This is a genomic window from Vibrio chagasii, from assembly GCF_002954585.1.
GTDB classification, from domain to species: Bacteria; Pseudomonadota; Gammaproteobacteria; order Enterobacterales; family Vibrionaceae; genus Vibrio; species Vibrio chagasii_A.
Window position 1 is genome coordinate 1,283,632 of record NZ_MSCI01000001.1, and the last position, 25,639, is coordinate 1,309,270.

Annotated in this window: 17 protein-coding genes and 1 pseudogene; 8 read left to right on the plus strand and 10 right to left on the minus strand. The window is 42.3% G+C overall.

Annotated elements, in window-relative coordinates; all coding sequences use genetic code 11:
* Window positions 1-85: 85 nt before the first annotated feature.
* Window positions 86-2,446: a Lon protease family protein gene (locus BTO10_RS06025; RefSeq protein WP_105023931.1), complete on the minus strand. Its 2,361-nt coding sequence runs from the start codon at window positions 2,444-2,446 to the stop codon at window positions 86-88.
* A gap of 241 nt (window positions 2,447-2,687) precedes the next feature.
* On the opposite strand from BTO10_RS06025, the gene BTO10_RS06030 reads away from it, so the two are divergent.
* Together BTO10_RS06030 and BTO10_RS06035 are read left to right on the plus strand one after the other, a co-directional pair.
* Complete coding sequence (locus tag BTO10_RS06030; RefSeq protein WP_004740701.1) at window positions 2,688-3,182, plus strand: hypothetical protein; 495 nt, start codon at window positions 2,688-2,690, stop codon at window positions 3,180-3,182.
* A gap of 12 nt (window positions 3,183-3,194) precedes the next feature.
* A complete protein-coding gene (locus BTO10_RS06035) occupies window positions 3,195-4,823 on the plus strand; it encodes an ABC transporter ATP-binding protein (RefSeq protein WP_105023932.1) in 1,629 nt (542 codons plus the stop codon).
* 389 nt (window positions 4,824-5,212) lie between these two features.
* Here BTO10_RS06035 and BTO10_RS06040 read toward each other — a convergent pair whose 3' ends face one another.
* Window positions 5,213-5,752, minus strand: a complete 540-nt coding sequence (locus tag BTO10_RS06040; protein WP_105023933.1) for a redoxin domain-containing protein — start codon at window positions 5,750-5,752, stop codon at window positions 5,213-5,215.
* A 10-nt stretch (window positions 5,753-5,762) separates the two neighbouring features.
* On the minus strand, window positions 5,763-6,515 hold the full coding sequence (locus BTO10_RS06045) for a hypothetical protein (RefSeq protein WP_105024251.1): 753 nt from the start codon (window positions 6,513-6,515) through the stop codon (window positions 5,763-5,765).
* 92 nt (window positions 6,516-6,607) lie between these two features.
* Between BTO10_RS06045 and BTO10_RS06050 the strand changes: the two genes are divergently transcribed.
* From BTO10_RS06050 to BTO10_RS23345, 5 genes and pseudogenes are all read left to right on the plus strand, one after another.
* Window positions 6,608-7,180, plus strand: a complete 573-nt coding sequence (locus BTO10_RS06050) for a MarR family winged helix-turn-helix transcriptional regulator (RefSeq protein WP_105023934.1) — start codon at window positions 6,608-6,610, stop codon at window positions 7,178-7,180.
* 754 nt (window positions 7,181-7,934) lie between these two features.
* Entirely contained in the window at window positions 7,935-9,146 is a 1,212-nt protein-coding gene (locus BTO10_RS06055; protein ID WP_105023935.1) for an alpha-xenorhabdolysin family binary toxin subunit A, read from the plus strand.
* A 13-nt stretch (window positions 9,147-9,159) separates the two neighbouring features.
* The gene (locus BTO10_RS06060) at window positions 9,160-10,431 is read left to right on the plus strand and encodes an alpha-xenorhabdolysin family binary toxin subunit A (protein WP_105023936.1); all 1,272 of its coding nucleotides are present in this window, start codon (window positions 9,160-9,162) and stop codon (window positions 10,429-10,431) included.
* A gap of 67 nt (window positions 10,432-10,498) precedes the next feature.
* A complete protein-coding gene (locus BTO10_RS06065; protein ID WP_105023937.1) occupies window positions 10,499-12,904 on the plus strand; it encodes a hypothetical protein in 2,406 nt (801 codons plus the stop codon).
* A gap of 330 nt (window positions 12,905-13,234) precedes the next feature.
* A pseudogene (locus BTO10_RS23345) lies at window positions 13,235-13,431 on the plus strand (hypothetical protein); the annotation flags it as partial.
* 67 nt (window positions 13,432-13,498) lie between these two features.
* Here BTO10_RS23345 and BTO10_RS06070 read toward each other — a convergent pair.
* On the minus strand, window positions 13,499-14,512 hold the full coding sequence (locus BTO10_RS06070) for a LacI family DNA-binding transcriptional regulator (RefSeq protein WP_105023938.1): 1,014 nt from the start codon (window positions 14,510-14,512) through the stop codon (window positions 13,499-13,501).
* A gap of 94 nt (window positions 14,513-14,606) precedes the next feature.
* Window positions 14,607-17,681 (minus strand): GH116 family glycosyl hydrolase, encoded by a 3,075-nt coding sequence (locus tag BTO10_RS06075; protein ID WP_105023939.1) that lies wholly within the window; start codon window positions 17,679-17,681, stop codon window positions 14,607-14,609.
* A 65-nt stretch (window positions 17,682-17,746) separates the two neighbouring features.
* Between BTO10_RS06075 and BTO10_RS06080 the strand changes: the two genes are divergently transcribed.
* A complete protein-coding gene (locus BTO10_RS06080) occupies window positions 17,747-18,694 on the plus strand; it encodes an aldose 1-epimerase (protein WP_105023940.1) in 948 nt (315 codons plus the stop codon).
* A gap of 46 nt (window positions 18,695-18,740) precedes the next feature.
* Here the strand turns inward: BTO10_RS06080 and BTO10_RS06085 are convergent, their stop codons facing one another.
* From BTO10_RS06085 to BTO10_RS06105, 5 genes are all read right to left on the minus strand, one after another.
* Window positions 18,741-21,155 (minus strand): GH36-type glycosyl hydrolase domain-containing protein, encoded by a 2,415-nt coding sequence (locus BTO10_RS06085; RefSeq protein ID WP_105023941.1) that lies wholly within the window; start codon window positions 21,153-21,155, stop codon window positions 18,741-18,743.
* A gap of 89 nt (window positions 21,156-21,244) precedes the next feature.
* Window positions 21,245-22,336 (minus strand): ABC transporter ATP-binding protein, encoded by a 1,092-nt coding sequence (locus BTO10_RS06090; protein ID WP_105023942.1) that lies wholly within the window; start codon window positions 22,334-22,336, stop codon window positions 21,245-21,247.
* Window positions 22,336-23,685 carry a GH1 family beta-glucosidase gene (locus BTO10_RS06095; RefSeq protein WP_105023943.1) on the minus strand — a complete coding sequence of 450 codons (1,350 nt, stop codon included), beginning with the start codon at window positions 23,683-23,685 and terminating at the stop codon, window positions 22,336-22,338. Before BTO10_RS06095 ends, BTO10_RS06090 begins: the two co-directional genes overlap by 1 nt.
* Before the next feature lie 17 nt (window positions 23,686-23,702).
* The gene (locus BTO10_RS06100) at window positions 23,703-24,551 is read right to left on the minus strand and encodes a carbohydrate ABC transporter permease (protein ID WP_181143965.1); all 849 of its coding nucleotides are present in this window, start codon (window positions 24,549-24,551) and stop codon (window positions 23,703-23,705) included.
* Between the two features lie 46 nt (window positions 24,552-24,597).
* On the minus strand, window positions 24,598-25,584 hold the full coding sequence (locus BTO10_RS06105) for a carbohydrate ABC transporter permease (RefSeq protein WP_105023945.1): 987 nt from the start codon (window positions 25,582-25,584) through the stop codon (window positions 24,598-24,600).
* Window positions 25,585-25,639: the final 55 nt, after the last annotated feature.

The window sequence follows — 25,639 nt, forward strand, 5'->3', positions numbered from 1 at the left end:
CAGCCATCGATAATGTCGATGGCTGTTTTGTTTCAAAACGATAATAGGTTTAGAGCTTTTTCCTGCTCTCACCTACCAGGTTTCACTATTTACGTAAGGCATTAAGCTTAGCTTGCGCGATACCGAAGATAGTATCGATTGGGTAACTGCCCTCATCGCTCGCTTCACCTGCCGGTTTGCCTGTGAACAGCTCAATCGCCTCTGTCACATGATCAATCGCCCAGATATTGAACTCGCCCTTTTCCACCGCTTTCACGATGTCACTGCGCAACATCAGGTTATGAACGTTAGAGCGCGGGATGATAACCCCTTGCTCATTAGAACGACCTTTAATTTCACATACGTCAAAGAAGCCTTCAATCTTCTCGTTCACACCACCAATTGGCTGAGACTCACCGAACTGGTTCATCGAGCCAGTAATCGCGATGTCTTGACGGTTTGGTTGCTTAGAGAATGCAGATACAACGGCACAGAACTCCGCCATACTCGCACTATCGCCATCAACGCCACCATAAGACTGCTCGAAAGTGATGTTAGTCGTAAGCGGGACTTTGGCCGTCTTACCAAACACAGAAGATAGATATGCCGACAAGATCATCACCCCTTTCGAGTGAATACTGCCACCAAGGTCTACGTTTCTTTCAATATCAATCACTTCACCATCACCATAAGCGGTGGTCGCCGTGATTCGGTTTGGCGCACCAAACATGTGATCCGTTGTGCTTAATACCGACAGCGCATTGACCTGTCCTACTGCTTCACCATCGACATGAATCAGTGTTGTGCCGTTGGTGAAGGTCTCCATTACGCTGTCTTGTAGTCGTCCAACACGCATCTGTTGGTTCGATAACGCTTGTTCGACGTGCGATGCACGAATCAGATTCGACTTCGAACCTCTAGCCACGTAGTTGGATTCACGAAGCAGATTAGCAATGTGTGCTGAGTGCAGGGACAGCTTACCTTGGTCACCCGCCTGACGAGAACTGTGCTCAATAATGCGAGCAATCGCCTTGCGGTCACAGTGAAGCATATTGTTGTCGTGGACGATGCTCGAAATAAAGCGCGCATAATGCATTTCAGAGTCAGCAGTACGCTTCATCTCATCTTCAAAGTCGGCCGTCACACGGAACAGCTCACCAAACTCCGCATCGTAATGTTGCAGTAGCTGGTATGTGCGGTAATCACCAAACAAGATGATCTTAACGTCCAGAGGAATAGGTTCTGGGTCGAGCGATACCGCTCCCGTTAACGTCACCTCTTTCTCTAATGAAGTGAAGCTTAACTGACGAGAACGCAGCGCACGTTTCAAGCCTTCCCATACGTAAGGTTGTTCTAGCACTTTGACCGCATCTATCAACAGCACACCGCCGTTCGCTCGGTGTAAGCTACCTGCGCGAATCAACGAGAAATCAGTAAATACTGTGCCTTTAAAGGTTGCCGTTTCTACATAACCAAACAGCGAGTGATAGTTCGGATTCTCCTCGACCACAATCGGGAGAGTGTCTTCCTTCTGGCTTACTATCACGTTCACTTTGTAGCGACGCGGCATTTTCTTGTCCAAAGAAGCCGTCGCGACTTCAGCCTGCTCAGTACTCTCTTCTAAGAAAATATCAGCGTTATCGACAATGTCTTTACGCAGTGCGGTTAGGTACTTTTTAATGTCTGGATATTCGCTGTAATCCTTCTTCAATTGCTTGATGAAGTGCGTGATCACATCTCGCGCCGTGTCATCATTCAGCTTTTGAATTTTCTCGGTATACGTCTCTTCAAGTTCCGTCAGTTCACGAGAAACCGTTCGCAACCCAACTTCCAGCGCATCGATGGTTTTATCGAACTGGTCTTGCTCTTCCGGTGACAGCAGATCAAAGCTCTCTTCGGTATGAAGCTCATCGCCGTTCATTGCTACGAATTGGTAATCACCTTGAGTGGTGATCGTCAGATTCACACCGTTCTTTTTCGCTTCTTGGCTGATCGCCTCTAGCGCAGCTTGTTGCTTGGCTGCTAACTGGTTCTTTAGTCGATCAGCACGGCTGAAGTACATCTCATTGTCGAACGCGAGTGGCATCGCTTTGATGAGTTTGCGCATCAGCTTTTCAATATCTTGCTTTAAGCTGCTGCCCACGCCACGCGGAAGTTTCAGTACCTTAGGTGTACGGATATCCTCGAAATTCGCGATGTAACACCAGTCAAAAAGCTCCTCAACTTCATGAGGGTGTCGGTTGAGATAACGCAAGATCATGGTGCGCTTACCCAGACCATTGCGTCCTATCGCATAAATGTTGTAACCCTTTTCTTTAATTGACATCGCGAACTCAACGGCTTTTTGCGCACGTTCTTGCCCGACGATTTCGTCAATTGGAGCCAGTTCTTTGGTTGACTTGCATGGTAACTTTTCGAGTTCTGCTACCTGATACAGTTGTTCTGTATTGAGTCTTTGAATCGCCATCGCCGCCTCCTTAGTCCTTTATTTCTTGGGTGTAGATAAATTCAGTGTAGATGTAATTGCCTATAAATTTAGTGACTTACGCTACATCGCTGTTCAACCGAACAAATAACACACAATTTAATGCAATTTAACGAATTACAAGCTATTTAATTCACCAAACCTAACATATGAATGATTTTAATTTGCAATTGATAATAAATATCATTAACATTTTAAGATATTATAAATCGAGGATGTGGATATGGAAATTGAACGATGCTGGATGCACTACCTAAAAGCTGAACAGTTAATGGAGCAAGGTCACTGGCCAGAAGCACAGCGCCTTTATGGTGATGTTCTCAATTCTCTTCCTCACCACATTCAAGATGCGGCATACCAAAGCGATATCAAGCCTTGCCAATTTGCCTGCCTACTTGCTGGGCTCAGAGATGCAAGCGTGGCTCAATCTGAGATTCTTAACCGCCTAGGTCAACACAAGCAAGCCTTTGATACATTGAATCAGTCTTATGCGCTAATGCAATTTATCTCTCTTGAGAGCACAGAGCTGATTCAACGCACTCACGGGTTACTGGAAAAGCAGAGTGAAGATCTACTCAATCACCTGATCGCTTTTTGCAGTGCTCAACGCAGCTCGCATTGGATGCTAGAGCTAGAACAAATTCAACGCGCTCATCACCATTTTGGGCAACTTAAAACAACGTCAGAAGTTCAATCTTCACCAAACGTCTTAAATTGATAAGGATATATCATGTCGGACCAGGCTCTTCTTAAAGTCAATAACCTATCCGTTAGCTTCAAAACCAACGATGGAATCGTTGATGCGGTGAAAAAGGTTAACTTTACCCTTAAATCCAGCGAAACCTTGGCCATTGTTGGTGAATCAGGTTCTGGTAAGTCTGTTTCTTCTAACGCACTGATGCGTCTACTTCCAGACAACGCCATTATTGATCCGCAGTCTCAAATTGAGTTCGAAGGCGAATCTGTTCTCGAAAAATCAGAACGTGAAATGCAGTCGATTCGTGGCGATAGAATCGGCATGATCTTTCAAGAGCCGATGACATCTTTGAACCCATACCTGCGCGTCGGTATTCAAGTGGCAGAAGCCATTATGTGTCATCGTAAAGTGTCGAAGTCTCAAGCCAAACAGCGTGTGATAGAGCTGTTTAATCTTGTGCACTTGCCAATGCCAGAAAAGTCATACACCAAGTACCCTCACGAATTTTCGGGTGGTCAACTGCAGCGCATCATGATTGCAATGGCACTGATTAATGAACCGGATATTCTGATTGCTGACGAACCGACGACAGCACTCGACGTAACGGTTCAAGCTGAAGTGCTTTCTCTTATCAAAGAGATTCAAGGAAAGATGGGAATGGCAATTTTGTTCATCACTCATGATTTAGGTGTGGTGAAACACTTCGCTGATCGTGTGATAGTGATGTGTAAAGGTGAACTTGTAGAAGAAGGGATGACTCAATCTCTGTTCGATAGCCCTAGACATGACTACACACGAATGCTCATTAACTCGATACCTAAAGGGGCGAAAGACCCGGTAAACGCTGCAGCTCCAGAGCTTCTTTCTGCTGATGATATTCGCGTTAAGTTCTTGGTGAAACCACACTTCATCAAGTCAAAAAATCAGTACTTTGAAGCGGTGAAAGGCATCTCGTTGAACCTAAAACAAGGTGAAACCCTGGGCATTGTGGGCGAGTCTGGTTCTGGCAAATCAACCCTTGGGCGTGCGTTAATCGGCTTATTACCAAGCTCAGGTCGTATTGTTTATAAAGGACAAGACGTCAGCTTACTCAACGACAAACAGCGCCATAGCCTGAAAAAAGATGTTCAAATGGTGTTCCAAGACCCTTATGGTTCCTTGTCACCACGTATGACGGTTGGCGAAATCATCACCGAAGGCTTAACGGTGCATCAACCTCACTTGTCAAAACAAGAACGTTTAGAAAGAGCTCGTAAAGCGCTGATTGAGGTTCGTCTAGAGCCAAACTCAATTAACCGCTACCCGCATGAGTTCTCTGGTGGACAAAGACAACGTATTGCAATTGCTCGAGCACTGATTCTTGAGCCATCTTTCATTTTGTTGGATGAACCAACTTCGGCACTCGATCGCTCAGTACAGCTGACCGTGATTGACTTGCTCAAAGACATCCAAACCAAGCACAATATCGGCTTCCTGTTCATTAGCCATGACCTTTCGGTCGTAAAGGCACTTTCAGATCGTGTACTTGTGATGCAGAAGGGTGAAGTGATGGAAGAAGGCTCAGCTGAAGAGATTTTTAATGCGCCGAAAAACGACTACACCAAGAAACTCATAGCTGCGTCATTCGATTTAGAAAATAATTCGGAAAAAAATGCTGCTTAAAGGGAACTAATCAAGATTAACAGCGTCTTATAAGTACATTCTGAAAAAGCATCTAATGGATTGCACTCTAGAATGGATATAGCAAAACTGGTTTGGCCGCCAAAAGAGAAATGTCGCATGGATGCGACATTTTTCGTTTCTGACATATAAAGAAAATCAGTTTAGTGGTTGATAACGATGGTCACGTACATTTACTTGTATTAACAGTCTTTTCAGACTTTCAATTGAGTACAACCTCACTCCACCTACTGTAATCAATATCCAACCGAATCGTTAAAGTGGCTTCCTTATTTCAAATAGCGAGCCTTAACTAAAACAATCTTTATTGACTAGTCGATCGCATTATACGAACACGAATCCATTATCCAAATGCATGCCCGCAATGGCGTTCAACTTACTGAACATTTTCCACTACTCGACCTTAAATCATTGACGGTAAAATTAAAGCTATCATCATTTGAAGTTACTTCCCCCAACAAGAATGACACCATTTTACTCAGCATCATGTCATCAATGGTGCCATGATGAGTAAATCGAATATGGCCCATTTTATCAATTAGAACCAATCCAGGAGTCCCCCCTAATCCATATTCGCCCATTGTAATAGGTATTGATCCGCCTGAAGGAGCATCAATTGCGATTGGAAAATCTAGACGGTATTCATGTACAAATGCTTTAAGTGAGTTAAGCTGCATAGCTTCATGGTGTTCGAAAACCGTATGTAGCCCTATGACCTCTAGCGCTTCATCCTTGAAGAAATGTGCTAACTTGGCAGCTTGTGGCAATCCATGACTTACACAACCAGGACAGAGCATCTGAAATGTGTGTAAGGCAATGACTTTCCCTCTCAACTCACTAAGAAGCAAAGGAGTCTCTGTATTTAACCAGCTCGATACTTTGAGCTCTGGGGCCTTTGACCATTGATTCATGTTAACCCTCCTACTGGTTCGTTTTACCCGGCAGTGATAGATCACCAGATGCAACATCAAAAACATCAACCACACAAAGCAAAGGTGAATGTGCACTAGCATTGACTCTCAGACCAGACGTAACTCCGTCAAATTGTGTCAAATTCAGCGCCTCTACATTGTCAAACTGAAAACTTACATTAACCGAATTTTCTTTGAAGTTGGGTTTATAATCAGGGCTATCAATCAAAATCGGTAAACCTGGCCAAGTTTTGGGTAAATTAGGCTTGGCTCCTTCAGGAATATTTACCACACCAAGTGCACCAACTCCGCACTGCTCATTAGGCTCTAAAACCACCCAGTGACTATGCCAGACATCACCATCATTCGCTTTATTACCATCACCATTCTCGTCATACAATGGCGTATCATCAAAATCTGGATGAGACGTCACAGCTAGCGCGAGTATTCCTGCATTATCGTCGAAACCAACCAGACTACTGTTGAGAGTTGTCGGCCAAACGTAAGAGAACACGTTACTACCTGCAAGTTTGCCTGTTGCCGTAGGCTTAACCTCTCCAGCTCGCTCAGAGACTGCCATATGAAAAGTCGCGATATTCCCTTTAGTCGTGACTTTGGTGTGAATGATGTCAAATGGTGCCAATATGCCAGAACTCACCTGAGAATTAATACCACCTGTGTGATTTGCGTGTGCGAACACCTGACCAGAGCTTGACACTACCGATACTGCCAATATAGATAAACCTAGTTTAGAAGTTTTCATTTCCTTGTCTTTTAGTTTCGAGTCGATACCAAATAGCATAATCGTATAGAATCCCGCTTGTCAACATTGTTTTTAGTCGATACTATTAATTCATGAATACAGAAATTTTATATCACTTACTCGATAGAGTCGGTAATCTGCTTAGAAATGAAGTGCGGGCCGATTTAACGCCTTATGGCCTTCAGCCTATCCATTTTGAAGCATTGTACTACTTATCAATTTGCAATCGATTTTCTGACACACCAAAAGCCGTAACTGAATACTTGGGTTTAACAAAAGGCACGGTTTCCCAAAGTCTTAAAGTACTGGAAGCCAAAGGCTACTTAATAAAACAACCTGACGTAACAGATAAGAGGGTGACGCATTTAGTCGTATCGCAACAGGGCAGGAAGCTAATAAAAACCGTGTTCCCACCACCGTTGATGAAACGGGCAATAAATACGAATAAAAAGGAAAATACAGGCGTCGATGGCGCAAAATTACAACAGCAATTGCAACTTTTACTGCGTTCAATTCAGAATGAAAACCGTCTACACACCTTTGGTGTATGTGCCACATGTCAACATAATCAACCTTTATCTAAAGGCACCCATCTATGCGGCTTAACTCAATTGCCTCTATCAGATGAAGATATAAAATTGATTTGTATTGAGCATCTTGAATAACAACAATATTTTTCCTCTAATGCCAAGGCTCTGTTTCCCCCAACCTTGGTAAACTACACATAGCCACAATCAAATACATTACTCATTAAATGTAGTTCTTTCATCTTTTGGAACGATGAGGAGGAGATTAATGTGTGGACGCAAGTATACAAATTAACCATGGGACAGCGTGATAGATGAGAGCTCAATGATACTCAAAGCGTTGGACAAGCTTACTAGGTTAAATATGACTAAAACTGTTCGTATTGACTAAGAACGATACGAATAGCTCTATCTGTAAATTTAATTACACGACAAAGTTTCCAAATCAGAAAAACTACTCCTGCCACATCATGTCGTTAGCCCCCACTCTATGACGTTCACAAAATCATATGAAAAAAGAAAGGTTAACAAAGCAAGCGATAACCAACAAAAATTGACAACATCATCAATTAATTGATTGGAAATCTTTATCCACTAATCAAATTCGAACATTAAAACATATAGATTACGAATATTAGCACCTATTAATACCTCTACTGATTTTAAATTATTATTTGTATGTGAAAGCTTATTTAAAATAATAATCAATAAATAAAGAAATCATATAACAAGTACAACGTTATATAAAAAACAAAAAAGCATAAACGCCTATCAATAGAAAAAATATATAATTAATTTTTATTAAAAGGATATTCTTGCATTAATTTTAATTTTATAAATAAAGGGGATTTGTATATATTAATAAAAAAATATTAAAGAATTAGAGAGACTTATGGAAAGACGATTTATTTTAAAAGGAATTACAGCCTCAATATTTTGCTCAACTTTACCTATGGAAGCATTATCTAAAAGCTTAAAAAATGGTGTTGATATTTATAAGGAAAATTCAGATGTAGATAGGTTTGCTGGAAAAGGGGTGTTTGTTGATGAATATGGAAAGTTCATATTGACTGATCATCACTGGCTACAGATACAGATGTATATCACACATGCTCTTTCACTGCCAACAACAGAAAAAGAGTTTACAACAGAGTTTTCTATACCTGAACACATAGATGTTTCTGGTTTTGATTGGTTAATGAGCTGCTACCAAGAACTCAAGCAATCCGCAGAGAAATGGAATAACAAAACATTCCGTAGTTTATTAGACAACATTCAAGCAATGTCTGGATGGTGTAGTTTCTCTGGAGGAATAATGGAATTTATTTATTGGTCGATAGAAAATCTTCAATATGCTGCAGATATAGGAAATTCAACGCTATTCGAAAATACAAAAGGGCCATTAGTGATGCTTCTCAGAGAGCAACTCAAATTCGCTATACCTCGTGCAGAAGAAGCTGAGAAATTAGCCAGGGAAATGATTGATTTTCAAACATTATTAATAGGCCAACAGAGAGACTTAGAAACTTTAGAATCTAGGTATGGAGACTTAATTGGGAATTATGATGAAAACTCAATAAAAGAAGATATAGAGGATCTTAAAAAGGAAATAGATGCTTTAAATAAAGAATATGCGAGGCTTGTAACCATCGCTGCAACAACTCCAACATATGCCTGGGTACCTTTCTGGGGCTGGTTCATTGCGCCTGCTGTCGCAGGAGTTTACGGGTCGCAAGCCGCAGAAGTTAATCGCCAACGAGAAGAAAAAATACAAGAACTAAATGAGCTGGAAATCTCATTAGATCATGGGTTAAAAATCTTCAGGTCATGGCAACTAGCCAGACAGAGTATCCAATCAACCGATATGTTAATCGGACCAGCAACCAATAGCTTAGGCCATCTAATTGGGCAGTGGCAAGCCTTTGTCAGCTCTATGGAGCTAGTGATATCAACAATTGAAGAACTCGACTGTGATTTAAAAGATCCCACTGTGGGATATATCTTAGCTGAATACACAGCGGATTCACTTGGTGATAACTGGCTGGCATTGAGTGAGAAATGCCAAGAATTTATAAACAGCGTAACAATAAGAACATACCACTAAAAGGAAACTTAATATGAGATTTAAGAAAAAGATACTTTTAACAACCATTGCGATTGCAGCACTACAAAGTACTTCTGTATTTTCAGCACAAAACACAATGAACACCTATAAGTCACAAAATTATTCGGGGCAGAGCCAATCATTTCAGATTGCCAATGAAGGTCTATTATTGGGGGACCCGACAGTATTTGAAGAAAACGGCGACTTCATACTTTCAACTGACGAATGGTCAGACATTCAATTTTTTGCACAAACGGCATATAGCTTACCTCATACAGAACAAGACATGAAATGGGAGTTTGAGCTAGGTGACTTACCGTTTGTTGGAGTATATCCTCAGCTATTAAGTAACTATCAAGATATACATAATATCTCGATCGAATGGCTAGGAGCTAATGGTTATCGAGATCAAATGGTTAGACTGGCACATGACCTTAAAAACTATTCCTTACAAGTTAACTCTAAATCTAATGCTTTATCAAGTCTTGCAGAGTTAATGTATGATGCCGCCTTATATGATGATCAAGAAAAGTTTGATAGATATAAATCTGCATTTAAAAAACAACTCATAAAAATGAGTAATGAAACTCATGAATTTAATGATAAAGCTGGTTTACTTAATGAAAAATTAGGTGAATTCGTATTAACTTTAACAGAGTCCGAAACTAAGCTAGATCGATTAGAAGATGCTTATCAAGATGAACTTGGCAATAACGGGGATATTCTAAAATCTGAAATTGAACGCTTAATACTGGAAAAAGATGCTCTCAATGCAAAATATGTAAAATGGAAAACCGTTTCTTGGACGACTCTTACATATGCGTGGATTCCACCTTGGGGTACGATTGCTGCAATTACCTGTGCTGCAAAATGTTCAGCAGAAGCAATCGCGTTTAAGGCTGAATTAGAAGCAAAAAAACAAGAGCTTGAAGAAAAACAGAAAGAACTTGATACTCAGTTAAAAGTGTACACCTCTTGGACACTTGCGACAGGTAATATGCATAATATTGAATCCTCTATGGGGGCTGCTCGCCAATCACTTGAAAAATTACAAGGTGGCTGGGCCGATATTACCAATACTTTAGATACGACGATACAAGCTATTGATGGTATTGACACTGACGATGTACTGAATGATCCAGATAACTGGACTGCAGCTTGGAATACGCAGACTGAAGTCGAAGCTGTTCAGGCACTGTGGGCTGAAGTTGGTAATGTCGCTAATAAATGGGCTGCAAATGCATTTATAAGTGAAGCACCAACTAAAAAAATCAATTTTAACTAAATAGCAGTTTGATAATTTTAATAAGCAAACTTAAGTTTGCTTATTTTAAGTTTATGTTGAGAAAAAAATGTATAAAAAAACAATTTTAGCTTTAAGTATCATTTTAGCTTCCAATAGTTCGAGTGCGAATCCTTTTACAGACTATTACAATCTCATTGAAGATGAGCTGTACCCATCCTCTTATAAGGATATAGAACAAACAACATCCTACAAGGATGGTGTTATTCAAGGAATGCTTATTAACTCTGATTTATTAATTGAACTTTTAAGATCTAACAAGAATGCTAGAAACATTATTATTATTGCTGACACAATAAATATTGATTCTCCTGTTGTCTCGGACATATCAAATCAGTCAGTTTTAATCTTAGCTAGGAAGATAACTGGTGAACACTCAGTAAACTTATCAGCTTCTGAAGATTCAAGGGCTATGGTTAATGTTATATCAAATGAAATTGATACTAGAATTTCTATTAATACGTTAAATTCTTTTAATCAAGTACACCTAGAAAATGGCCGTCACTACAGATATGTAAAACAAAAAAACCAATCCCCTACGGATTATAATGATGAAAACTTAAACATCAACAGCTATTTAACATCTTCTAACAAAAATCATCAATTTATATTTGATCAAGCATTTGATATGAGTGTATCTATTTACGATCAAGTACCTAATTTGAGTTTAGATATGTTATCTTGGTACTCAGATATTTTAGGTAAATCGCAATCTTTACTGGATAAAGATATTAACCTAGCAGGATTATACAATTCTATTCAAGCTATAAAAATATTTTTGGAAATGAACAATAATTCAAGTAATTATGTTCCAAAATTAAAAATGAATGTCTATTCTGATTCTTATCAGATAATCCTTGATTCAATGTCTTCATTTCAAGATGAATATAACCAGTTCGAAGATCATACATTAGATATCGAGACTAGAAAAGATGCAGCTCAACTAATGCTGGGTCATCTACAAAGTGCTTTAGAAGCGCAACAGGGAATAATAGATAACCAAAACAAAAAAATCGACAGCTACCAGAAAGTTATAGAAGAACGAAGTGAAGAATTTAAAAAACAAGAGTCTATTGTTGAAGTTCTAGAAAAAGACTTTCAAAAAGGCATACTTGAGTACCAAGCTAATTTTGTCATTGAAACTATGTTTAACTGTTTATCTATCCTAGCTGACCTAGGTCAAGCATTTATTGGAGCATTTACAGGTAATGTTGGTGGCGTTGCTGACTCTGCTGATCAAATAGCAAGTGATGTTAAAGAAACTGTTTTTGATGTTAAAAATTTAAAGAAGCTAGCTGAAAATATAGGTCATATCAAAAAATTAAGTGATAATATTACTGCTATTCTAAAAATGGTCAAAGAGCAGAAGTTTGGGGCTGATCTTCGTGAGCAGATGAATGATATCAATTTAGCCATTCCTGAACTAGAATCCTCTGCACTGAATTGGACACTCACTCAGCAAGATATTTCAGAAATGCTTGGAGCTGCCGAAGCGCTATCAATAAGAGGAGCTAAGGCTTATCGAGCATCTCTTGATCGATTAATGACTTGGGGCTCTGCTGTGACTGGTACTCAGTTAGCATTAATTCAAATGTCTGCTAGGGTTGTAGAGTTAGAGCTCGAAAAAACAGCTATTCTAGAAGATCTAGAACGTGTTGAAGCTTTAATTGAAAAAATAGAAGATGATGAGTCTAACATGTTAGAAGTTCAAAAGTACCTATTCAGGAGCTATAACTTTTTCAAAAGGCCATTGTACACAACTCAATTAAATTATAACGCGGCCCTAAAATACAATACATTTAAAAATAGCTCCGTTGTTCCTAAGTTAAATTCAACATACGATGAATATAATAAAAACTTGGTAACAATGAACCAAGATCTAATAGATCATCTAAGTAGCCTTAACTCTTATCCTCAAAATTATGAGTATACATTCCCGTTAGAAAACGAAGATGTTGTCAAAAGCTTAAAAGAAAGTGGTGAGTTTACCATTAGTATTAATAACAATAAATATGTTAGCTTTCAAAAAAATCCATTTGAATATAATATTTCCAGTTTTGCTGGTGGCACATTGAAGGATAGAGATAGAATCAGAGTTAACAAAATTGGTATTCAGCTAGTAGGTAATAACTTGCCCGATGGCTATTATAAGTTCCAGGTGAGCCATACTGGCCAATTCCAAGATACATACTTAGGGACTAGCTACACCTTCAACACTAGCCCTCAGTATAGGTTTTATTCCTATAACAGTGTGGGATCACACAACACTATAGTAGAAGATGGCGCCATTGATGAAGACTTCGGTCCTTATTATTTTAAACCGACATTGTTATCTAATTGGACATTCAAGCTAAAAGATTTTGAAATTCATGATTTAAGTAAGCTTCAAGACGTGAAGATCTCTCTGAGCTTAAACTCAATATCTACACCTTGGAGGAGCTCAAACTTATTCTGATTTAGAAAATTTTTATTAAACTCCTAACATACCAAGCTAGCTACTGTAGATTGTTGAAATCAGGTAGTTAGCTTGTATGAAATGGGCAGGTTTCAGTGATTTAAACCGTTGTCAACCCTCTCACATAACTCCATCAAGCACACCTAATCAAGTTCCAGCCCTAAGATATCTTTGGAAAATTGCATAAAACAACATTCTAATTTCTTCTTATTGCTCTTATATTCAATCTTCGAATTGACCGCTTAACGAGCCGAGATCTACGTTGTCATGACATTAACTGGTACAAAGAAAATTAAATTGGTGCGAAATAAGAAGCACAAGGGAGAAAAGATGAAGACAAACACATCTCACCAGCAAGTAGTCAACGCCAAAGCTTGTCAGCAGCTTCAGTTGATACTAGCCCAAAAATAGAAACGGAACGTATTGTCACGCAAGAGGTCAAGCGATTGGCTGGTAGCATCGACGCGAGTTTTTATCACTTGGTGCAGAAAATAGTTCTGAGGCTTAAAAACTTAGAAGTCGTCGTACGACTCAATAACGGCAGTGTCGACTACGAGTACTTCAGGGCGTAACACCTTGGTGATCATCTTAAAATTAACGATACAAAGACTTAGTCGATTCTCTAACAAGTAAATCAATCGGTGGTAGTCGCGCTTCATGTCTCTCACCTGAAAGCAAATTCAAAATAGACTGAGCACACACCTCACCAATCTCTTCAATTGGCTGTCTCAAAGTCGTCAATGCTGGCGTGAAATACTTCGACGTAGGCAAGTCATCAAACCCTATTACAGACACATCTTCTGGCACTTTGTAGCCGTGATCGTGGAGCGCCTTAATCGCCCCATAAGCCGTTTGATCATTGGCGGCAAATAGAGCAGAAAAATGAATCTTCGACTCGATTAATTCCACGGTTTTCTCATAGCCAGTTTCACTACTGAAATCCCCTTGCTTGACGAGCTTTGGCATCACCTTAATGCCCGCTTCTTGAAGCGCTTTCTTATAGCCTTCAAAACGATTACCTGCATCTGGTTGGCTTGAAAGCCCTTTGATATGAGCAATATTCACGTGCCCCTGTTGGAGCAAATGGAGGGTTGCCATGTAGCCACCCAACACATTATCAATGTTAATTGAACGAACATTATCCGCAACCATGTCATAGCCCACCGCAACCACAGGAGTGTCTGGTGCGTACTTGGCAATATCCTCTTTGGTAATGCTCCCTGTCACGATGATCATGCCATCGACATTACTCTTAGCTAGATACTCTAAGGCGTGTATCTCAAGCTTTTTTTGCCAATGCCCGGTAGCTATCACCAACGAATAGCCTTGGGCTATCAGGGTTTTCTCCATGTCGTTAAGGATACGACTGGTATAAGGGCTATCAGGGTGTTGTACCAATACACCAATCGTTAATGAACGGCGATTACTGTTTTCCTGCATTTGAAAATTCGGTTTGTAGCCGGTGTCTTTGATCGCCTGTTCGATGTTCTGGCTTTTATCATCCGAGACATAGGTTGTTCGATTAAGAAAACGAGAAACCGTGCTTGGCGAAACGCCAGCTAGCCTCGCTACATCGTATACGGTGGTTTTTTTAGTTTTAGTGCGCATCTCGATACCCTAACCCAGTGACATTAAGGGGAGCCCTAAAGCTCCCCATCAGTTTCAACTCAACATTGCTCGAGTTGAAACTCATACTCTTTAATTAATATAAGTAGGCGAAAATCATCCCCGGTCGGAAATAGCGACCTGCGGTATATTTCAAACCTGTGCTCAGAAGCCACATGTGAAGAACCGTAGCTTGCTCCGCTGAAATTTCACCTTGAACCATATTAACAAATTTATCACTGTCTTTCGTCAAGCTAGGATTAACCCGACCGTCAGACAGCACACAGTTTTGCAATTTAAGTGCATTAATCCACTTTTTCGCATCACTTTGTGACAATTTAAAAGACTCTGAAAGATCTTTCTCATCAAATGAGACAGAACAGTTGAACCCTTCTGGTGCGGCAAATGGAATTTTTGAATAGTCATACAGCGCGGTATACACAGTATCCATCAATGTTTCTGCTTGCTGCGACTTACCCGCTAAACTCAACGCTGTCGAGACACTAAACTGCACGCCAATCCACACGTCTTGCGCCTGAAAGGCCTCATGCGGCGAACCATCGGCGAGCGTCATATTCGCCACCCCAAGTTTAGGGCTGTTAATCTCGAAGTTATGTTTATAAACATAGTCCAATGCACGCTGAATGCGCTGTTTCGGGAAAATACCCTCTAGGCCAATCAGTTTGAGATAGCTATCGGCAAGCAATGCATCACCAAAGCTATTGTCTGAATCGGGTACCAAATCTAGATATTCTTGTGTGAAAGCTTGAGGTGCCGTTTCACTCAACAAACGTTTCTTGGAAACACGTTGAGCTACCTTACCGATGTTTATTGAAGTATCGGTTTGGTTTAGATAATCGTTAAGCATATTCTTATCGACAATCGCATCCCCCGTTAAAACCAACCCCAGACTTTCCAAAGCTTGGTAGCCTTCACCAGTAAGGTGCTTAGCTTGGACTGGCGTCACGAAGAAGTGGTAATAACCCTCTTTCTCATCCCACAAGCTCTGCTCAACTGTTGCTAATGCCTTTTTCGAACGTGTTAGATAACCCGCGCCTAGATCGTGTTCGCCCATCAATTTTGCAAGCTCACTTGCAGCTTGAAGACCTGCAACCCAGAGGCTCGCACAGTAAATAGAGATACCGTGAGACGCAAGGTTATCAAAGGTGTCGTCAGTACCGCGGGTTAGCGGTAAATCGTCACCTTCAGCAATCAAGTTCGACAAGAAATCGATGCTCTCTGTTACGGCTTGCCAGCACTCTTTAACCACTGATATATCTTGTGTTTTTTGGTAGTGACGGTACACCATCAGAATGTATTTCGGTGCTAAGTCCTTCCACTCCTTAACATTATGCCAACTATACGCGTCAGGCTGAATATCGAACGGGCTGCCCAAATCGTGGATGACTGCACCTCGAATCGCGCGCACACCTTGGTACTTTTCATCAATCAATTCAGCATTCGGTGTCGCTTCATATTCCCAGTAGCGGCGCTGGGTAAAATCTTCAGCCAAAATCGCTTTTGAGAACTCTTTCATCACACAGCCATCAAGTTCAGGTAGCAAATAGAGCAATGAAAATGAGCCGTAGAAATACACATCCAGAGAGTTAAAGAATGGGTAATCAACACACTCTTTCACCAGGAACTTATCTTCTTTATCCCATACTGTTGATTCAGCAAGGAATGATAGTGAGTTCATCGCCATCGTCGCATAGCGCAGTGCCGATTCAGGCTGTGATATCTTGCTTTGAGCTTGCTCTAGGAAAGCAATCTGTTGCTCAACGATCTTCTGCTCAATCACCTCAAGCTTTGGTAAAACATCTTCTAACATCGGTAAGGCTGGTTTCGCTTGAGGGTAGAATTGCGTATAAGCCTTGTCCGAGTTCCAGCCATTAAGCATCACTTTGCTATGTGCCATCACTTGAGCAAAACGCAGGTCTACAGACTCACCCGGCTCCAGTTCAACCTGAGCCACAACTAGTGCGCTCAATGCTTCGCGCCCTGTGTAAATGCCTGTTTGGAATTCAGCGTTAGTGCGGCCGGTTTTCAATGCGAACTCGGTTTGCTGGCTCACTTTAGAAGTATAGAGCGTTGGCTTAACAGACACCGATACCTTCCCAGATTCAGTCAAACGGTTTTCGGCTTGAACACCAAACACCACCTCACCCTCAATGTCACTTTGATAAGGCGACTGACTAGTGAGCTGAACACCAGTAAAACCGTGGCTTTCACCATCGACCTTCACTGCTTGATGCTGCTGAGCAATCGGGTTTTGAGATAAGGTACACGCCGAATCTTGAATCCCATCACGACCTTTTCGGTAGGTTGAACCAATCAAGTTTTGTAGAGGTTGAGCAAGCGTAATCACGCGTGTTTGCTGTGATTCATTAGTAATCTGGAAGTGGTTCCAGTGCATCGGCAAAGAACAGAGACGCTTATCCTCTTTAACGATCGGCGAGACTACTTTTCGCTTTATATTAATACCATCAAAACTATTATATTTATATTCAGCTAATGGATATAAAGCCTTATATTCTATATCGCTACCATTAACACTTTCTATATCACTATTATTTCCCGCAGTTAGTGATAGCTGTCTCGTTGTATCATTTATTAATAAACCATTAAAGAAATCTAAGGCTACATATAATTGACAATCAATCGACGATGAATCGGATTCAATTAATAATTGGGTCTTATTAGAAAACTCGACATTCCACTTTATAAAGTTATCTTTATTTTCTTTATAGAAATTACCATTTTCTAATGCGGCACGAATGAGGTTAATCGCATTCGAAATATTTTCTTTATCTATCTTCTTTCCATCGAATAGCGCTGGGTAAAAATTCAGATGAACGCTAAGCTCTTGCTCATTAAGAACCTGAAGCGTTTCAATGGCAGGCCCATCCATCACTGACGCATAAAAATCATTAAAATTAATAACTTGCTTTGAGCAGTCGACAAATATTCCTGGAATAAAACTGAAGTTTGGCGTGTTACCATTTGGCGTCAGTGTAAAGGTATTACCGATCCCACCGATCGCCATACCTGTATTTTCTGGTGTCGTAGAAATTGGCGTGTACCAAGGTTGAATAAATTCAACTGCGTCGCCCTTTGTACACAAGTGTTCTGAATTTCCTGAATAGCTTGAATATGGAATTTTATTATTCATGTTAAAACCGCCATTGAATATTTTTTTCTTCTTGTTAATATCTTTCAAAAAATGGAGACATCAACATGTTTAAAATTATAAATGAAAAATTTGGAAATATTGACTCTGTCACATTAATAAATCAGCAGCATGGTATAGAACTTCAAATAATCAATGGGTTTGGTGCTGTTATAAATAAATACATTGTGAATAACAGTCCATTCTCTTTTATTTGTGGCTATCAGAATTATGATGAACTGATCAACCAACATCCGTTCTTTTCCCGCAGCGCTAAATTATTTCCTTTTCCAAACCGTTTAAACTTAGGTCGCTACAGTTTCGACAGCCAAAACCATCAACTCCCAGCTAACTTTCCTTGGTCTGATCACGCCGTACATGGCCTTCTCTATAACCAACCTTTTTCAATAACAAACAGCGTAGCCAATGATCAGTCAGCCAGTGTGACGCTTGAGTATCAAACGTCGTCTTTACATCCAGGTTTTCCGTTTGCTTTTAACCTTGAAATTACCTTCACCATCTACACAACGGGTAAGCTCTCTTGCTCAACAACCGTCTCTAATTGTGGTGATTATGCCTTCCCATTCGGTGATGCTTGGCACCCTTACTTCTCGCTCAGCAATGACCTAGAACAGTGTGAACTGACCATGTCGCCTTGCGCTGAGGTCGTACACGAGAACGACCTACCCAATGGTGACAAGCGTGCTTTTGAGCGTTCCTCCCTGAGTGAAGATCTTATTAATCAAAGCCTAAATCACTGCTTTGAATTCGAAGCGACTGCGACCAACCAACTGACTTTGACACGCTCAGATTCATCTGCCGCAATTCACTACCAACAAGACGCGAGCTACCCATTTGTTCAGCTTTATACTCCAACGAGTGAACAGAGCATTGCGATAGAGCCCATGACTTGCCCTGCCGATGCATTCAATAACCAGATTGGCTTATTGACGCTGAACCCGAACCAGTCTCAAACCTTCACTTGGCAATGCCAAGCCACCTATCAACCAAAATAACCAAACGAAAGAGCAATAAAGGGCGCATAAAGCGCCCCTCTCTTTGTTAACCTAAAACCACTTCCACCGTGTGCTCACCCGATGTAAATACCGGTGCTTTATTGCCTGAAATCAGGTCACCATTGACCTTCATCTCAACCACACCTTTACACACGTTGTTCGGGTTCGTGACATGAATATTGTATGTTGCACCACGGAACTGGCGACGGACTTTGAACTCAGGCCACTCAGCGGGGATACAAGGGTCCACCAGCAAGCCATCAATTTCAGGTCGAACACCCAGAATCCACTGAGTACCTGCAACGTATGTCCAAGATGAAGTACCCGACAGCCATGCATTACGACCTAGGCCGAACTGTTTATGTTCGTCGCCCAAGATGTTTTGTGGGTAGCAGTATGGCTCCGATTCGAAGGTATCAATATCGTCGTTCTTCGAAGCCGGGTTAATTTGACGGTAGTACTCGTAAGCACGCTCGCCATTGCCCATTTTCGCTTCTGCAATCATCACCCACGGGTTTGAGTGAAGGAAAATACCGCCGTTCTCTTTCGCACCCGGTGGGTATGTCGAAACACCACCAAGTTGTGGATCAAAGCCGTTGTAACCAGGAGTTGAAAGCTTGATACCATTGGTCGTGTTCAGCTTGTTGTAAACCGAATCTAGCGCTTGTGTCGCACGCTCTTGCGTTGCGAAACCAGAAATCACAGGCCAGCTTTGACCGTTAGTGTAGATCTGCCCTTGTTCATTCTTATGAGAGCCAATCGGCAGGCCTTGCTCATCAAAGTAACGCACAAACCATTCGCCATCCCAACCGCATTCATTCACAGTGCTCTGCATTTGTTGGTATTGCTCTTTGAACTGAGCTGTTGGTTGTTCCTCACCGCGTAGCTCACAAAGGTCCAACATATCAAGCAGGGCTTTACCGTACATGTTAGCTACCATCATCGACTCAGCACCTGTTGGCAGGTTCACCGTGTCATTCCAGTCTGCAAACCCTAATAATGGTAGGCCGTGCTCACCGGTGTTGGTGTATGTAAATTTAATCGCGCGACACAAGTGATCCCAAACGGTGCCTGTTTCTACAGGGTTGCCCGCTTTATCTTTTTGGTAGAACGGAATCTCTTTGTTCAAGAAGTCAGCATTGCCTGTCTCTTTCACATATTGAGTGACTGCGTAGATGATCCACAGATGATCGTCACCGTAGTAATCCGGGCGATCTTCTTCTTCACGAGAGTCACCAGCGTTCGCTTCCATGGTCGATGGGAAGAACTGGTGCATCGCAGAGCCATTAGTGTTTTGCACCGATAGCAGGCGCTCAATGAACTCGCGCGCCTCTTCTGGCATATGAGTAATAACGCCCAATGTATCTTGTGAAGAATCGCGGAAACCGATGCCGCGTGCGCCATAACCAAGCTGATACAGAGACAGGTAACGAGACCAGTTTTTAGTAGTGTGGCATTGGCGTGGGTTGTGTACGTTAAGCATCGAATTCATAGCAGGGTCTGGCGTTTCAACCTGAACCGCTTGTAGGTAAGAATCCCAGTGCTCAGCCAGTTCAGCGAATGCCGAGTCAACCACTTGGTGGTCACGGTATTTAGCCAGTAAAGGTTGCGCGACTTCTAGGCTCTCTTCTTGTGCAATTTGTACAACGGTACGTTCAGTCTGCTCTGGAGATAACCAACCTAAACGCAGATTCAGTGCACCGATGTTGTCACCACGCAGACACTCGGTATTGCCAAGCTCATCGTTTTCTAACGCTTGCGGCGCAGCCCAAGTGCCATAACCAAACTGACCTAGGAATGATTGGCGATCACCGTCAAATGAAGTCGCAGGGCGATCCGCTGTCATCAGATTTACCGCATAGTCTCGCTTCATGAACGCATACTGCTCAAGCACGGTATGACCCGACTCTTGCTGGTGTGCTTTGAGCGTCATGGTTTGTGGAACCCAATCCGCATTCAATAGTTGCTTAAGTGCATCGAAGTGTGTGAATTCGTATACAGGCACAACATCAACGTGCAGCGCTTTGTCTGAAATGTTGGTGACTTTGATGTCTTGTAGAAGAACTTGGTCTGCTTTTGGCACGAAGAAGGTCGCTTCACAACGCACACCAAACGCTTCTGCAATGATGGTGGTGTAAGACAAGCCTGTGTGGTTTTCAAACTTATCCAGCGGCTTCAATGTTGGTGTGTAGAAAGGTGAAAATATTTCCAAGTTGCCCGCTTCATCACGCACCTTGAGGTACATGGTCGAGCCTTTGAAATCTGAGTTTGGCAGCTGAGCAATGTACTTAGTGATACGGTTCAGTGCCGGATCACCTTTACACAACAACACACCGCCGTTGCTATCGACAATACCACCGAAATCTAATGTACCTACATAGTTACACCATTTGATCGGTGTACACGGCGTGGTTGCTACGTATTCTTTGTTTTTATCGTCAAAATATCCGAATTTCATCATCACTATCCCTAGCCCCTCCCAAATCAGGAGGAGCCAAAACAATTTGTCGTAAGTAGAGTGGTATCAGCTCGTTGGCTGACTTAAATTGACTAGCTCGCTAGCGAGTTCTCGCTCAGTGCGTCAAACAGATGGAAAGCATCCAAGTCCAAATAAAGTGTCAGTTCTTTCACATCCACTTCAGCGGCTTGGGTTTCAACCATCAGCGGTTGACCACCGATTTCTGTTTTCAGAAGAATGCTCGCACCTAGCAGTTCCTTGTCTTTGATTTTCACAGGGAATGGCAGCACACGGTCGTGGTCAACTTGCTCAGCACGTAGGTGGATGTCTGTTGGACGAACACCAAAGTGAAGCGCTAGGTTTTTAGATGCTAGAGACTTAAAGCGCTCTGGCAGTGGGATATGAACATCGCCAAGTTCAACGAAGAATTCTCCTTCTTTTTCAATCAGCTTAGCTTCCAACATGTTCATTGACGGGTTACCAATGAATTGCGCGACAAACTTGTTAGCTGGGCGTTGGAACACCTCGGTTGGCGTGCCCACTTGAGCAACATAACCGTCTTTCAGAATCACGATGCGGTCTGCTAGCGTCATCGCTTCGATCTGGTCGTGTGTAACGTAGATCGTGGTCGTTTTCAGCTCGCGGTGTAGGTGTTTGATCTCTTCACGCATCACGCCACGAAGTTTTGCATCGAGGTTAGATAGCGGCTCATCAAACAAGAACACTTTCGGAGTACGAACCATCGCGCGGCCCATAGCTACACGCTGACGCTGACCACCAGAGAGCTCTTTTGGCTTACGGTTTAGTAACGGATCAAGCTCTAGCATTTTCGCCGCTTTGCGTACTTCTACGTCAATCTCTGCCTTTGGCATGCCCTTCAGTTTCAGAGCGAAAGCGATGTTCTCGTAAACCGTCATGTGTGGGTACAATGCATAGCTTTGGAATACCATTGCTAAGTCACGGTCTTTGGCATCAACCTTGTTCATCACTTTGCCACCAACCACGATGTCACCAGAACTGATGCTTTCTAGGCCTGCTAGCATGCGAAGGGTAGTCGACTTACCACAGCCAGATGGGCCAAGGAAAACCACGAACTCACCGTCTTCGACCGTAAAATCAAACTCTTTAACCACTTCAACATCACCAAATGATTTCTTGATGTTTTTGAATTCTACTTTAGCCATTATCTGTTCTCCTCAACGCGCTCTTGAAGCATGTTTCGGTACGCAATTGCGCTCTGTTTCAGTGTTCTTTCTTGGGTGGTGTAATCAACATGGACGATGCCAAAGCGTTGGCAGTAGCCGAATGCCCACTCAAAGTTATCCATTAGACTCCACGCAAAGTAGCCATCAACTTTCACACCTGCTTCAACGGCGTTGTGAACTGCTTCAATGTGGCCTTGGAAGTAACGAACACGTTGGTCATCCATCACTTGTCCGTTAACACGCTCGTCGTTACCTGCTGCACCATTCTCTGTGATGTAGATAGGCGGCATATTTTCGTAACGAGCATCCAGTCTTACCAATAAATCAGTTAGGCCTTGTGGATTGATTTCCCAGCCGATATAAGTGTGTTCTGCGTCAGTCTGTTTTACTGATTCAATGTCACCATTTTCATTGAAGCGAGCGACATTACGTGTGTAGTAGTTGATACCGATGTAATCAACCGGTGCACTTATGATGTCTAGATCGCCTTCTAGAATCATCGGCATGTTCATCGCTTGACGGTCGACTACTGGCTGTGGGTATTCACCCTTTAGCACAGGGTCGATGAACCAGTGGTAGTTCTCTGCTTCACAGTAGTCTGCAGCGCCTTGATCTTGCGGTGTCAGTGGGTAAGCCGGAGTCGCGTTAAATACCACACCATGCTTAGCATGAGGTGCATTCTTACGAAGAATCGGCATCGCCAAACCATGACCTAGCATTAAGTGGTGAGAGGCTAAGAAACCTTCTTTTTCACCCTTGATACCCGGTGCATGCTCGCCCCAACGGTAGCCTAAGAACGCAGATACAAACGGTTCGTTCAATGTGGTGTAAACATCAATTTTATTGCCAAAGTAGTTACTCACCACTTCTGCATACTCAGCAAACTTGTAAGACGTTTCACGGTTTAACCAACCACCTTTGTCTTCTAGGTATTGCGGTAGATCCCAGTGATAAAGTGTCACGAACACCTTCATTCCACGGGCATGACATTCATCGATGATCTGCTCGTAAAACTCCAGACCTTGCTGATTCACCACACCGTCTTGCGGCAAGATACGTGGCCATGCAATTGACAGACGGTAAGCATCAACACCTAAGCCTTGAATCATCTCGATATCTTGTTGCCACAAGTGGTAGTGGTCGCACGCCACATCACCACTATCGCCGTTATCTACCTTACCTGGCGTCTTACAAAACGTGTCCCAGATAGACGGTGTACGACCGCCCTCTTCAACGCCGCCTTCAATTTGGTATGCAGATGTCGCGACACCGAATACAAATTCCTTACTGCGTAACTTTGAATCACTTGGAAGTTGAAATTTATTCATTGTTATAACCCTTAAACCTAACCTTTAACTGCGCCGGACGTTAAACCACTGATCATCTGTTTCGATGCGAGCAGGTATGTAATCACGAGTGGTAAAATAGAAATTGTGGTACCTAGCATTACCGCGCCCCATGGCGTATTCGGAATACCTTGAACACTTCGTAGTGCTTGTGTGATGACGTAATTGTCAGGGTTGTTCAGCACCACAAGAGGCTGCATAAACATGTTCCAGAAGAAGACGAACTGCACGATAGCGAGTGTTGCTAGTGCTGGTTTCATCAGTGGCAGTACCACACTCCAGTACGTTCTGAACTCACCTGCACCATCTAACTTCGCTGCTTCTAATAGCTCTTTAGGAATCGATGCAATCACGTGCTGACGCATCAAGAAGATACCAAATGGCGTGGTTGTGAACGGTAGCCATACCGCCATGTGGTTATCCAACAAGCCTAAGAATTTCACGATCATGAAGTAAGGGATCAAGCTAAGCACTGGCGGAATCGCCATTGAGCCAACCAGCATGCCGAACAACACGTTCTTACCGCGGAACTTAAACACAGCAAACGCGTAGCCACCCATGCTACAAAACAGCAGCGAGATGGTTGTGCCTAAGAAAGCCACGTAAATCGAGTTAAACATCGCTTTCCAAAACGGCATGATTTCCAGCAGTTTTGCGTAGTTCACCATTAGGCTGTCGCCAATCGCAAAGCTGATGCCCGAGCCGAAGATCTCCGAACGGTCACGTGTTGAAAGCAGTGCAGACCACACAAATGGGAACACCGTAATGATTGCGGAAACAATCAGTAATATGCCGAGCATGACCATCAAGATCTTAGTCATGATGTACATGGTGCGTTCGCTTGGCATTAGGCCACTTAGTGGTGAGGTATTTGTCTTAATTGATGTCGACATCTTAATGTTCCCCTAAGCCTTTCTTACCGAAGAATAAAAATTGAACCAAAGTACAAGACGCGATCAGTGCAAACAGAAGCCATGAAATTGCTGACGCTGTGCCCATTTCTAACCATTCCCAACCCACTTTGTAGAGGTACATAGAGATAGTTAAACCAGATTGACCCGTACCACCTGTACCACGCGTTAGAACGAACGGTTCTTCAAACATTTGCAGGTTACCGATGATGGTCATGGTGATTGCAAAGAAGATGAATGGACGAATCATTGGTAGTGAGATGTTCCAGAAGCGGCGGAAGGCATTCGCACCATCCATACGAGCAGCTTCTAAAATATCTTTAGGAATCGTCATTAAACCAGTGGTGTAAAGGACGATGTTAAAACCGGTGTATTTCCAGAAAACCATGATCGCGATAGACGGCTTCACCATAGTGGCATCATCTAACCAGCGGATCGGTTGAAAATCGTTAACCCAAGCAAACGCCCAACCAAACAGCGTGCTATCGGCCAATGCCATTAGCGTTTGGTTGATAATTCCTGAGTTAGGAGAATACATATTGAAAAAAATCAGTGACGCTGCGACCGTTGATGTGATGAACGGTAGAAAGTACGCCGATGTTAGCCAGTGACGCATACGGTCACCCATTGAAACCAACATGTAAGCCACTGGAATAGCGACTAAGTGCTGAGCAACACCCGATGTGATTGCTAGCCATAATGTGTTCTTTAATGAACGCCATAGCCATGGGTCAGTCAAGGCAATGTGATAGTTCTCAAAACCAACGAACTCCATTGCATCCATGCCCTGTACTGGGTTCCATTCGTGGAACGACAGGTAAACAGAGAACAACAGCGGGAAGATCCCAAATACAGAAAAAATGATCAGAAACGGCAGAAGGAATCCATACGGTGTAAGCGCTTTCAAATTCAGACGAGAAAAAAGGCTTTGCTCAGAAGGTTCTATCGTTGTGCTCGCTGTATGATTCATAGTAACGACCTCTTAAAAAAGGAAGCGCGTTATCCACGCTTCCTCACTTACTCAA

What these genes read in the sequence shown, in the direction of transcription:
- BTO10_RS06090 (WP_105023942.1), bottom strand. Translation starts at nt 22,336, where the DNA reads ATGGCTAAAGTAGAATTCAAAAACATCAAGAAATCATTTGGTGATGTT.
- BTO10_RS06060 (WP_105023936.1), top strand. Translation starts at nt 9,160, where the DNA reads ATGAGATTTAAGAAAAAGATACTTTTAACAACCATTGCGATTGCAGCA.
- BTO10_RS06080 (WP_105023940.1), top strand. Translation starts at nt 17,747, where the DNA reads ATGTTTAAAATTATAAATGAAAAATTTGGAAATATTGACTCTGTCACA.
- BTO10_RS06040 (WP_105023933.1), bottom strand. Translation starts at nt 5,752, where the DNA reads ATGAATCAATGGTCAAAGGCCCCAGAGCTCAAAGTATCGAGCTGGTTA.
- BTO10_RS06025 (WP_105023931.1), bottom strand. Translation starts at nt 2,446, where the DNA reads ATGGCGATTCAAAGACTCAATACAGAACAACTGTATCAGGTAGCAGAA.
- BTO10_RS06050 (WP_105023934.1), top strand. Translation starts at nt 6,608, where the DNA reads ATGAATACAGAAATTTTATATCACTTACTCGATAGAGTCGGTAATCTG.
- BTO10_RS06045 (WP_105024251.1), bottom strand. Translation starts at nt 6,515, where the DNA reads ATGAAAACTTCTAAACTAGGTTTATCTATATTGGCAGTATCGGTAGTG.
- BTO10_RS06030 (WP_004740701.1), top strand. Translation starts at nt 2,688, where the DNA reads ATGGAAATTGAACGATGCTGGATGCACTACCTAAAAGCTGAACAGTTA.
- BTO10_RS06075 (WP_105023939.1), bottom strand. Translation starts at nt 17,681, where the DNA reads ATGAATAATAAAATTCCATATTCAAGCTATTCAGGAAATTCAGAACAC.
- BTO10_RS06065 (WP_105023937.1), top strand. Translation starts at nt 10,499, where the DNA reads ATGTATAAAAAAACAATTTTAGCTTTAAGTATCATTTTAGCTTCCAAT.
- BTO10_RS06055 (WP_105023935.1), top strand. Translation starts at nt 7,935, where the DNA reads ATGGAAAGACGATTTATTTTAAAAGGAATTACAGCCTCAATATTTTGC.
- BTO10_RS06070 (WP_105023938.1), bottom strand. Translation starts at nt 14,512, where the DNA reads ATGCGCACTAAAACTAAAAAAACCACCGTATACGATGTAGCGAGGCTA.
- BTO10_RS06100 (WP_181143965.1), bottom strand. Translation starts at nt 24,551, where the DNA reads ATGCCAAGCGAACGCACCATGTACATCATGACTAAGATCTTGATGGTC.
- BTO10_RS06095 (WP_105023943.1), bottom strand. Translation starts at nt 23,685, where the DNA reads ATGAATAAATTTCAACTTCCAAGTGATTCAAAGTTACGCAGTAAGGAA.
- BTO10_RS06035 (WP_105023932.1), top strand. Translation starts at nt 3,195, where the DNA reads ATGTCGGACCAGGCTCTTCTTAAAGTCAATAACCTATCCGTTAGCTTC.
- BTO10_RS06085 (WP_105023941.1), bottom strand. Translation starts at nt 21,155, where the DNA reads ATGATGAAATTCGGATATTTTGACGATAAAAACAAAGAATACGTAGCA.
- BTO10_RS06105 (WP_105023945.1), bottom strand. Translation starts at nt 25,584, where the DNA reads ATGAATCATACAGCGAGCACAACGATAGAACCTTCTGAGCAAAGCCTT.